General features: G+C 52.6%; 6 protein-coding genes. 2 read left to right on the top strand and 4 right to left on the bottom strand.

Annotation, left to right across the window (positions count from 1 at the left end):
* Positions 1 to 50: 50 nt before the first annotated feature.
* From LEPTO7104_RS0128770 to LEPTO7104_RS40630, 3 genes are all read right to left on the bottom strand, one after another.
* Positions 51 to 491 carry a GFA family protein gene (locus LEPTO7104_RS0128770; protein ID WP_422879858.1) on the bottom strand — a complete coding sequence of 147 codons (441 nt, stop codon included), beginning with the start codon at positions 489 to 491 and terminating at the stop codon, positions 51 to 53.
* Positions 492 to 522: 31 nt separating this feature from the next.
* The gene (mddA, locus tag LEPTO7104_RS0128765) at positions 523 to 1,299 is read right to left on the bottom strand and encodes a methanethiol S-methyltransferase (RefSeq protein ID WP_017302039.1); all 777 of its coding nucleotides are present in this window, start codon (positions 1,297 to 1,299) and stop codon (positions 523 to 525) included.
* A gap of 537 nt (positions 1,300 to 1,836) precedes the next feature.
* Positions 1,837 to 2,061 carry a hypothetical protein gene (locus LEPTO7104_RS40630; RefSeq protein ID WP_155523961.1) on the bottom strand — a complete coding sequence of 75 codons (225 nt, stop codon included), beginning with the start codon at positions 2,059 to 2,061 and terminating at the stop codon, positions 1,837 to 1,839.
* A gap of 554 nt (positions 2,062 to 2,615) precedes the next feature.
* On the opposite strand from LEPTO7104_RS40630, the gene LEPTO7104_RS0128760 reads away from it, so the two are divergent.
* Positions 2,616 to 6,227, top strand: a complete 3,612-nt coding sequence (locus tag LEPTO7104_RS0128760) for a WD40 domain-containing protein (RefSeq protein WP_017302038.1) — start codon at positions 2,616 to 2,618, stop codon at positions 6,225 to 6,227.
* A gap of 280 nt (positions 6,228 to 6,507) precedes the next feature.
* Here the strand turns inward: LEPTO7104_RS0128760 and LEPTO7104_RS0128755 are convergent, their stop codons facing one another.
* The gene (locus tag LEPTO7104_RS0128755; protein ID WP_083887203.1) at positions 6,508 to 7,944 is read right to left on the bottom strand and encodes an APC family permease; all 1,437 of its coding nucleotides are present in this window, start codon (positions 7,942 to 7,944) and stop codon (positions 6,508 to 6,510) included.
* Between the two features lie 258 nt (positions 7,945 to 8,202).
* Between LEPTO7104_RS0128755 and LEPTO7104_RS0128750 the strand changes: the two genes are divergently transcribed.
* A complete protein-coding gene (locus LEPTO7104_RS0128750; RefSeq protein WP_026073177.1) occupies positions 8,203 to 11,907 on the top strand; it encodes a WD40 domain-containing protein in 3,705 nt (1,234 codons plus the stop codon).
* Positions 11,908 to 12,007 lie beyond the last annotated feature (100 nt).

Below are 12,007 nucleotides of genomic sequence, written 5' to 3'. Positions count from 1 at the left end.
GGTGCCTCGATGAGACGTGTGGCGGAGCACAGCTTGGGGAAATCAATCGGTTACTCTGCAACGCTGATGCCCGATCCACCCATTTCTTCCGGCAGATCCTTCATTTTTGGCAGTCCGTCCTGCATTCGCAGCCTTGTCTCCTGATAGTTAACATGAACGCTAGCTTGGTAGGGTAAATCTGAAATCACCGCCGCATATACGTCAGTTAGTCCCATGTCGGGATGCTCAGTGAAGATGTGGCCGCCGCAGGTTTTGCACCATTTGCGATAGCTCTGCGGCGTTTTGTTATAAGTGCCGATATTTTCTGCTCCCTGCGTGATCTGCACCGCTTCCGGGCTCCACAAGGTAAAGGCATTGACAGGCCCTGCTGACCAGCTTCGGCAAGACTCACAGTGGCAATAACCCATTCCAGTTGGCTCACCGCTAACCGTAAATTGAACCGCGCCGCAGAAGCAGCTACCTTTGTAAGATTCTTGGTTGCTCACGATCATCTCCTTAATGTAAATTTGAATGAAATGAAACCTAGTCTGTTCGGCGGCGGCTAAATGGAATTAGCATCGGCACACGCCGACGATAATCAAGATAGGCTTCTCCATGAAAGCTGATTAAATCCCGTTCCTCTAGCTGAATAGCAACCAAGATATACGTGGTTGTGACAATGGCGAATACAAGATGGGCAACTGTCATGGTAGGAGTTGACCAGAATGCAAGGAGCCAGCCCACGTACAGAGGATGACGAACATGATTGTAAAGAACAGGAGTAGAAAATTTGAGCGCAGTGTAATCCTTACCCTGCAAGTAGAGATAGACCTGACGCAAGCCAAAAAGGTCAAAATGATGGATCAGAAAAGTGGATAATAGTACGAGCAGCCAGCCAAACCCAAAGCAAGCGTAAAAGAGATTACGAACAATTGGATTTTCCACATTCCAAATGGTGATTCCCAATGGCTGCCAGAAGTAAAACAGCATAACTAGACAAAGACTAGAGAACAAGACATAGGTGCTGCGCTCAATCGACGTAGGAACAAATCTAGTCCACCATGCCTTGAATTCCTGTCGCGCCATTGAACTGTGCTGAAGACCGAAAAACCCCAGTAGTCCAACGTTCACTAAAAGGGCTTGCCTCAGGGGAATAATAGAGGCAGAATCAATTGATTTTGGCACTGCAAAATTGCCAATAAAGCCGACTGCGTACAAGAAGGTGACAAAGAAAATCGCGTAACAAACGATGCCATAAATAAATGCAGCCACTCTAGCGATATTATTTTGGTTTGGCGTTTGAACAGATTGAGTTTTCATACAGCACTTCTGTGATTTCAAAAAGAATTTTTTTCAGGAAAAAAGTATTGTTGGGTTCATTTTTTGCAGGCTAACTTTAAGCAGTCTGAGGATTGATATCCCTTAGATTGAAGCGATGAGTGTAGGGTCATTTCGAGTTTGCTTTGCGATGTACTAATAACGTAACACTGACCCCTTACAATAACTTTGTCCCAAGCCGCAGAAAATGTCCACGACAGTTGGCCATTCAAGTTATCCACTTAACGCTGGCTTTAGAGACATATCAGAACCACAGCGCAAAAGGCTTTTTAGGAAGGACTTTCAAGTATTACTACTAGTTAAGGCTTATCCGGATAGATAGCCAGTTAAGTAGGCAATTGTGATTAAACATGGGATGGACAAAGGCTCCTCTCATAACCACTATTTAGGTTGGTGATGAGATGATAAGCACATGTTGCTTTGCCCATCCTATGCAGGGTTTATATTTATTCTAGGCGGCTATTCCCCTCTCCTAGAAAACTCCTGACTCCACCATGATCTAGGCTTAGACAGTTACCCTTAGTCTTCGCAAATCAGCCATTTGCAGACCAATCTTCCATTCTCATTAATCCAGCGAGCTTCTAGCCGGGGTTTGTGAGAGGTCTGTAGAGCTAAAGCATTGGCGAGATTGTTGTGATCTACCGCTTCATCTATAACTTCACGGCCTAAATCTTTAACTTCCCGATTTTTAAACAGAACATTGATATGTTCATTGAGCCTGTGTAAACTAACTTTAAGCAGCATGGGGCTAATATCCTTAGAACAAGTGACGAGGGCTGAGTCAGTTTGGGTTTTGCTTTGCGATGATTAGCGCTGGAAACATAACCCTGTACTCATCCAACAACCTTGTCCTAAACCGAAAAAAACGTCCAGGACAGTTGGCCAGTTAAGTTGGCCACTTAACGCTGGCTTTAGAGGAATATCAGAACCACAGCCCGAAAGGCCTTTCAATCAAAGCTTCCAGACATTCTGGATCGAGCTTTGCCCAGGCAGTTGGCCAGTTATGGGATAAGCTTAAAAGGGTAAGAAGTACCCGTGCGGGGCATAGCTGAACGGCATTTAGATCTGTACCGTTGAGCGCTACCTCTTTGTTTGAGGGACACTAATGTCCAAGCTGCTTTATGAATCTAATCCTTAGAGGTACAACCCGCCGAAAAAGACGCCCCTAAAAAAGTACCCAGATGGGTAATACCTAAACGATCTCCGCAAACTCAAACTGGCAACGCTGGCTTTTTTGTTTTCTTTTTTGTAGGGAAATATCTTTTGCAACGGATGGCCCCCTAGACGGCATTGACACGATGAGTAAATCGGCCAAACAACCCAGGCAACGGGGCGTAGTTCTGTCACCCTACGGCTGGCAGCGGCTCCAGGCCGCTCAAGAGCAGTTTGCGATCGCTGACAATGGCGGCTATGCCTACACCCTGGAAGAATTAAGCGAACGAACTGCATTGAGCGTTCGCTCCATCAGTCGGCTGCACAGTCGCAAAGTTGCTATTGATCGCCAAACTCTCGCGAGCTACTTTGGCGCTTTTGCCCTGACCCTAACCGAAACGGATTATATTCAGCCTGGGATCGCCACCAAGCCGTCGCTACAGCCCACCCCGGCGATCGCCCAAGATTGGGGCACCGCCCCCGATGTTTCGATATTCTACGGACGCACTACCGAACTGGCCACCCTCACCCAGTGGGTGCTCCAGGATCAGTGCCGCTTGGTCTGTCTGCTGGGCATTGGCGGCATTGGCAAAACGGCGCTGTCGGTCAAGCTCGCCGAACAGGTGCAGGATCAGTTTAGCTACGTGATCTGGCGATCGCTGCGCAACGCCCCATTCTTAGACACACTGCTGGCTGAACTGGTGCCGTTTCTCTCCGGGCAACAGACTCTTAGCGCTACGCTGAGCAGCTTACTGGAGTGCCTGCGCAATCATCGCTGTCTGATTGTGTTAGACAACCTGGAGACGCTGCTCGAGACTGGTGAGCAGGCGGGGCAGTATCGCCCCGGCTACGAAGCCTACGCTGAGCTGCTGCGCATCGTGGCCGAAACCCGGCATCAGAGCTGCCTGGTGCTGACCAGTCGAGAAAAATGCAGTCAACCAGAAGCGGGTGAGTTGATCGTACAAACCCTCTCGCTGGACGGCTCTCCCGAAGCGGCCCAGGCCCTAATGGGTGCCACGGGGCTAACCGGTTCAGCATCGCAGAAGCAGGAGTTGGGCGATCGCTACCGATGGAATCCGCTGGCGCTCAAGATTGTCGCCACCTCGATTCGCGATTTATTTGACGGCGAGATTGGGCTGTTTCTCCAGCAAGATACCCTGGTCTTCAACGGACTCCGCCGCCTGCTCGACCAGCAGTTTGAGCGCCTATCTGATCTGGAACAAACCATCCTGTATTGGCTAGCCATTAACCGAGACTGGACGGCGATTGCTGAACTGGAGGACGACATCGTTACGGCGGTGCCGCGGGCGAGGTTACTAGAGGCGCTAGAGTCGCTGAACGGGCGATCGCTAATTGAGCGCAAGGCTGGGCGCTATACCCAGCAGCCCGTGGTGATGGAATACATCACCGAACAGCTCATCGATCGGGTCTGCGATGAGATTATCAATCGCTCGCCGCTCGCGCCGCGATCGCCTGCTGCTCTGCTACAAAATCATGCGCTGGTCAAAGTCCAGAGCAAAGACTACATCCGCGACAGCCAGGTTCGGGTCATTGTTGCGCCGCTGGCCGCCAGATTGATCAACCAACTGGGATCTCAAAAAGACATTGTTTACCAGCTGAATCAGATTTTATATCGCCTGCAAACCGAGTATCCAAATCAAGCTGGCTATACAGGTGGCAATTTATTCAATCTATTGCGCTATCTCCAGGTAGACCTGAGCGGCTACGACTTCTCATATCTCAGCATTTGGCAGGCCGATCTTCAGGAGGTGAACCTCCATGGGGTCGATTTTTCCCATGCTGATCTGTCAAAATCCAGCTTTACTCAGCCGTTTGGCAGCATTTTGGCCCTGGCATTTAGCCCCGACAGTCGGCTTTTGGCCACTGGAGACAGCAATAATGTGATCTGCCTGTGGCAAGTTTCAGATGGGCAATCCAGAGGGATGCTGAGAGGGCATACGGGGTTGATTTGGGCGGTAGCCTGGAGTCCAGCCGGTCGCGGGCTGGCCAGTGGAGGGGAAGACCACAGCATTAGACTGTGGAATACCGATACAGAACGCTGCTCTGGCATCATGCAGGGACATCAGGGGACGATTAGAGCCCTGGCATGGCACCCCGAAGGCCAGTTTCTGGCGAGCGGTGGAGACGACCACGAGATTCGGATCTGGGATGCCCATGCCCACACCTGCGGCCAGATTTTACGGGGACATGCGAACTGGGTCATGGCGATCGCCTGGAGCCCAGACGGTCAAATCCTGGCTAGCGCCTCCTTTGATCAAACGATTCGACTCTGGGATCGGCAGGGCGACTGTCTCAAGGTCTTATCTGGGCACACGAATGGGATTTGGTCGCTGGTCTGGAGTCCTGACGGAAAACGGCTGGCCAGCGGCAGTGAAGATCACAGCGTCAAGATCTGGGATGTGAATAGAGGTGAATGCCTCAAAACGCTGCAAAGCAATCACTCCGACATCTTCTCAATTGCCTGGAACCCCGATGGCGGGATACTGGCTAGCGCTGGAGAAGATGGCAACATTACGATTTGGGATATTGACAGCGATCGCTGCCTCAAAACTCTACAGGGACATGGCGCTACAGTCTGGGCCTTAGACTGGAGTGCAGATGGCAAGATCCTCGCCAGCGGTTCCCATGATCAAACCGTGCGGCTCTGGGAGATGCAGAGCAGCCAATTGGCCCCGCTGCCACAGGATTGCCGTCAGCTCAAAACGTTGCAGGGCTACAGTAATTCGGTGCTGGCCGTCGTCTGGAGTCCCGCTGGTCAGAGGTTGGCTAGCAGCAGTGCCGATCATAGTATTCGGCTGTGGGAGCCTGATACGGGGAAATGTTTGAAAAGATTGCAGGGGCATAGCTGTTGGGTTTGGGGGTTGGCCTGGAGCCCCGATGGCGACACCTTGGCTAGCGGCTCAGACGACCGCACCATACGGCTCTGGCATCCCGACAGTGGCGAATGCCTAAAAACCTTGCAAGGACATACCGCCTGGGTCTGGGCTGTGGCCTGGAGCCCTGACAGCCAATTTCTGGCGAGCGGGTCGGGCGATCTGAGCATTCGTGTATGGGATGTCAAACAAGGAAACTGCATAAGAATTTTGCAGGGGCATCACAATTGGATTTGGGGATTAGCCTGGAGTCCCGATGGCAACACGCTGGCTAGCGCGTCCTACGACCAAACTATTCGGCTTTGGGATAGCCGCACGGGCAAATGCTTACAGGTGCTGCAGGGACATACCTACTGGGTTGAAGCCGTGGCCTGGAGTCCTGATGGTCAACTGCTGGCCAGTGCTTCCTCCGATCAAACCATTCGGCTCTGGGATGCCCGCACGGGCGAATGCCTGAATGCTTTAAAGGGGCATCACAATATGGTCAGAGCGGTAGCCTGGAGTCCCGATAGTCAGATCCTTGCCAGTGGCTCTGACGGTCAAACTGTTCAGCTCTGGGATGTCCGCACGGGAGACTGTTTGAACGTTCTAGAGGGGCATACGAACCAGGTTTGGTCGGTGGCCTGGTGTCCGGTGGCACAGCATGGAGCCGAAAATCGCGGCTGGATTCTGGCTAGCGGTGGTGTTGATGAAACCATCAAACTGTGGGATATCAATACGGGTAGCTGCCTTAAAACCCTCACAGCCAATCGTCCCTATGAAGGTATGAATATTACCGGAGTGACCGGCATGACAGAAGCCCAAACCGCAACCTTACAGACGCTAGGGGCGATCGTTGGCCGACCTAACCTCAGTTCAGGATAATTATAAGTTGGGGTCTAGTACTCGAAGGCTGAACTATGCCGACTATTTCAGCTCGCTTGGCTCCCTAGCCTGATTGACTGACAAAAGTTCTGATGTAGGTTGGTGTTGAGCGAAGCGAAACCCAACATCAGTAAGGGTTTTGTTGGGTTTCGCCAGCTCAACCCAACCTACGACGGCATAAGGGTTTCAAGGGTTTTGTCAGTCAACCAGCTCCCTAGCTCCCCTGCTCCCTCGCGATTGACAGTAGTCGTCACACTTGTGCCGCAGTCTACTAGGCATCTTAGTAATTAGCCTCTGTTCCATTGGCCAAAAATTGCCGTCCGGCTTGACGCAGTTCCTTAGGGCGGTAAACCTGCAAAAACCGCAGTATTCCAACGCCTACTAGCAGCCAAATGCCAATCGCCACAGGCGCAAATCGATGGGGCACCGGCGGCAGAGGATACAGGGTTCCAGCTATGACCACCCCAATGGCCAGGACTGAGCATGCCGGCAATAGACCATGCCTGAATCCATGCCAGCGATCGGGACGTTTCACTTTAAAGTATCGAAAGCAAGCCAAGCTAACCAGGGCATAGATCAGCAGCACAGCCAGGGTTAGCAGCGTGCCAAAAAAGCCGATGGCCTGGATGGGCGTCCAGACATGTCCCAATCCCAGTCCTATCACCAAAGCCATTGCCTGTAATCCCAAAATCGCGTTCGCTGGTGTGTGATGTACCGGATGAATCCGACTCAACCACTCGGGCAGCAGACCTTCTCGGCTAATCGCATAGAGAAGTCTGGCGGCACCGTTGGTAAAGGCAACCGTACCCGCATAGCCCGCCATAATCGCAGCCAGATCGATCAGCAGCGCAAACCCATTGCCCAAAAATCGCCGAGCGATGGCGTCAAACGGAGCGGCATCTTGAGCAAATGCCGTCATATTTTCTATTCCATACCCCAGCACCGCCACATAGGACATCAGCAAATAGAATGCTCCCACCAGCATTAGCGCCACAAACATGGCCTGGGGAATTGTCTGACGCGGTTTCTTAGCTTCCTCACTCAGCGTCGTGACCGACTCAAACCCTAAGAAACCAAGAATGGCTAAAATGGTGCCCAGAAACGGGTTGCTATGCTGCGGCAGCCCTCCCAAGGTCAGGGGAGTAAGCGTCAGTTGCCCGGCCTGCCCAAGCTGGAGCAAGACTACGAACGCTAAGACTAGGCAAACCCCCAGTTCAAAAATTAGAAATACAAAGTCCGTTTGCAAAGAGAAAAGAGCGCCACGGTAACATATTCTCCCAACGATTACAGTCACAAGAACGTACCAGAGCGTCCAATCAATTTGCAGTCCCAACCGCTGCACCAAGTCCTGAATATTTGTGCTAACTAACACTATGATGAATGGGATTGAGATGCCATAAAAGACTAAGCCCAACCATCCCGCCATAAAGCCCCAACTCGCCCCCAGGCCTTGAGCTACAAACGTATAGCATGATCCGCTGGCCGGAAACTCCATCGCCATTTCGCCAATTTGAGGCGCAATCAACAGAATTACGCCAAATCCAATTACGTAGCAGAGCGGCATTGCTGCACCGACCAGCCCAGCCTGCGGAATCGTGTTAAAAAGAATACAGCCCACCGGAGCCATGGCGGCAACGGCCATCACAATTAGCTGAGGCAGGCGCAAGGTATTTCGCCGCAGTGCTGGAGAATCTCGGGATACGTCTAAAGTCGGCATCTTTTACCTGAGTCGAGCGATCGCTACAATTCTTAATTAAAAAGCGGCGGCGTTTTTATTATGCCTTGCCGTACAGTAGTCGAATAGTACTCTCAAGGGTACTGTTTCTCTGATGTTAATATTTCACATTGAGAAAATATTGGAGAGGCGAGGAATTAGTTTAGCGAATTGAATAGGGATGATCACAGGTTCTATCACTCTTAAATTACACTTGGGAATTAAAGAGGTGCGCTCTGACGCGAAGCAGCGTGATAGGGAATGGCTAAATCTACGCAAAAGCGCAAACGCCGAAGTGTCGCTCTCTCTGCCTGGGGGTTGCAGCGGCTGCACGAGGCTCAAGAGCAGTTGGCGATCGCTAAAAATGGCGGACATGCCTACACCTTAGAGCAGCTGAGCGATCTAACTGGGCTCAGCGTCCGCTCTTTAGGGCGGATACGCAATGGTACTACCGCCGTTGACCGCCAATCCTTAGAAAGCCTCTTTCGCACCTTCCACCTCTGCCTTACCGAGCAGGATTACACCCAGCCAGAGGCAACAGCAGCCGAGCCTCGGTCCGTACAGGCCATCGCCCAAGACTGGGGAGAGGCGCTGGATGTCTCGTTATTCTACGGACGCAGGTCAGAACTCACCACCCTCAGCCAGTGGATCGGGCCAGACTACTGCCGCTTGGTCTGCCTGCTAGGCATCGGCGGCATTGGCAAAACGGCGCTGTCGGTTAAGCTCGCCGAACAGGTGCAGGATCAGTTTAGCTACGTGATCTGGCGATCGCTGCGCAACGCCCCACCCCTAGACACCCTGCTGGCCGAATTGGTGCCATTCCTCTCGGGGCAGCAGGATCTTAAAGCGACTTTGGGCAGCTTACTTACTTGCCTGCGCAATCATCGCTGTCTGATTGTGCTAGACAACCTGGAGACGCTGCTAGAGGCCGGTGAGCAGGCGGGGCAGTATCGCCCCGGCTACGAAGCCTACGCTGAGCTGCTGCGCGTCGTGGCCGAAACCCGGCATCAGAGCTGTTTGATATTAACCAGTCGTGAGAAACCCGCCGAAATTGCTCGATTTGAGGGCGCAGAACTGGCAACGCGGGTATTTCCCCTAATGGGCTCCCCAGAAACATCAGCCGCGTTAATTGAGGCGATGAAATTAGGGGGCTCAGAGCTACAGAAACAGGAGTTGGGCGATCGCTATCGGTGCAATCCGCTGGCGCTAAAGATTGTCGCCACCTCAATTCGCGATTTATTTGACGGTGACATTGGGCTATTTCTCCAGCAAGATACCCTGGTGTTTAACGGGCTCCGCCGCCTGCTCGACCAGCAGTTTGAGCGCTTATCCGACCTGGAGAAAATCATCCTGTACTGGCTGGCGATTAACCGAGACTGGACAACGATTGCCGAACTGGAAGACGATATCATGCCGACGGTATCGCGGGCGAGTTTGCTCACAGCCCTCGAATCCTTGAGCGGGCGATCGCTAATTGAGCGTAAGTCGGGATACTACACCCAGCAGCCCGTAGTCATGGAATATGTAACTAATCGCTTAGTTAACGAAATTGTTGCGGAATTACTGACAAAACAGTTAACCCTATTTAACGAAGTTGCGCTGATTAAGACAACGGTCAAAGCCTATATTCGAGTCAGTCAAGCACGATTGATATTAGGGGTCATTAGTGGGCGGCTGCAGGCCGAACTCAACTCTCCCCAGACATTAGAAGCTCACCTGAGAGAAATCCTGCAACTTCTGCAATTCCTGCATCGTCCCGCCACTAATTACGGCGGAGGAAACCTGATCAATCTCTGCTGCCATCTCAACCTTGATCTAACCGGCTATGACTTTTCTGGTTTAAAAATTTGGCACGGCTATCTGCAACAGATTCATCTACGCCAAGTCAATTTTCAAAACGCCGATTTGAGCAAAACTATTTTTACCCAAACGCTTGAAAGCGCGCTCTCTGTTGCCTTTAGCCCCGATGGCCAATGCTTGGCCACCGCCGACACAAACGGTCAAATTTATCTCTGGGATCTCCCCACAGGACAGCCCCTATTGACGCTAAAAGGGCATGGTAACTGGGTTTGGTCGGTGGCCTTTAGCCCAGACAGTAAAACCCTGGCCAGCTGTAGCGAAGATCAAACGATTCGCCTGTGGAACCGTTTGACGGGGGCCTGTTCTCACGTTCTGCAAGCCCATACCGACTGGGTTTGGGCGGTTACTTTTAGCCCCGATGGCACTCTCCTGGCCAGTTGTAGTGACGATCGCACCCTGCGCCTCTGGGAGTCCGCGACTGGTAAACTCTTAGCTACGCTACAGGGGCATAGAAGTCGAGTCTGCTGCATCTGCTTCAGCCCTGACGGCCAGTGGTTAGCCAGCGGTAGCGAAGACCAAACCATCCGGTTATGGGCTGTAAGTACCGGCGAATGCCTGGCTGTTTTAGAAGGGCATCAGCAGGCGGTGAGTTCAGTGGCCTTTAGCCCCGATGGTCAGATCCTGTCCAGTGGCAGCCACGATTACACCATTCGGCTTTGGAGTATGCCCACCGGGCATTTGTTAAACAGCCTCAGCCACAGTGGTCGAGTGCTGGCCGTTGCCTTTGCATCTCGACCTCTGCCAGACCCGCTAACCCAAAAATCAACCATCCGAACCGAGCAATCGAGCTGTGTCCTGGCCAGTAGCAGTGAGGATCAAACCATTCGGCTGTGGCATAGTGAAACCGGTCAGCTATTAAGAGTCCTATCAGGGCACAGCAAACCCGTTACCTCCATTGCCTTTAGCCCCGATGATCAAACCCTAGCCAGCGGTAGCTACGACCAAACCGTGCGGCTCTGGGATGCCGCCACCGGGCAAATGATCAAGGTTTTGCGGGGGCATACCTGTGGTGTACAGAGCGTTGCCTTTGCCCCAGGGGTCTCGCCTAGTGCCAGATTTACCCTAGCTAGCGGTGGACACGACCACCGGGTACGGATCTGGGATGTGGCAACCGGGAAAATCTCTCAAACCCTCTCTGGGCATACCGATTGGGTTCGAGGCTTGGCCTACGACCCCCGGACAGGGGCCAACCGTTCAGCGGGTCAGAGCCCCACCGGGCAGCGATTGGTCACCGGTAGCCATGACCATACCCTGTGCCTTTGGGATGTCGCCACCGGTCAACGGCTGCACCATTTAGACCGACACACCGACCGAGTGCGCGCTGTAGCTTTTAGCCCCTGTGGTCATCTGGTGGCCAGCAGCGGCGAAGATGACCTCGTTTGCCTTTGGGATGCCGCGACCGGTCAACTGCTCCATGCCCTAGAAGGACATCAAGGGGACGTGATGACGGTGGCCTTTGCGCCCCAGCACTTTGCAGGCAGTCTCCATCAGCAAATTCTGGCCAGCGGTAGCGATGATGCCACTATCCGGCTCTGGGATGTTGCGACGGGCAAACTATTAGCGATTTTAGCGGGCCACACCAGCTGGATTTGGTCCCTAGCTTTTATGCCACAGCCGCATTCAATGGGGCTGGTTCTGGCCAGTGGCAGTGAAGATAAAACCGTCCGACTTTGGGATATTACTACCGGGGAAACCCTAGCTATTCTCAAAGAGCACAATAGCTCGGTTTCCTCCATTGCCTTTGACGCAACTGGTCAGTATTTAGCCACCGGTAGCTATGATCAGACTATTAAGCTTTGGGATATCGAAACCGGCCAAGTATTGCGAACCATGCCTGGCCATACGGGCTGGGTGCGGTCCATTGCCTTTAGCCCTGCCGACGATCAGATTGCAACCGATGACGCTGAAGAATCACCCTTCAATCAACTACTGGCCAGCGGCAGCACCGATGAAACGATCCGGCTATGGAATATCAACACGGGCGAATGCCTGAAAACCCTCAGAACTGACCGACCCTACGAAGGCATGAACATTACCGAGGTCACGGGAATCACGGCAGCGCAAAAAGCAACTTTGCAGGCATTAGGGGCGATCGCAGCTGGCTAAGGGCGCTGATCGACCTGGCGATTGGGGTCGCCATCCATCCCATCCATTACCAAGGTTTATGTGTCCTGTGAGCGGATGCTCAATCTTCGGCTGGAAGGCA

Origin of the sequence: Nodosilinea nodulosa PCC 7104 (assembly GCF_000309385.1) — a bacterium.
GTDB lineage: Bacteria > Cyanobacteriota > Cyanobacteriia > Phormidesmidales > Phormidesmidaceae > Nodosilinea > Nodosilinea nodulosa.
The sequence above is the reverse complement of the archived record's forward strand: the minus strand, read 5'-3'. Positions and strand labels throughout refer to the sequence as shown.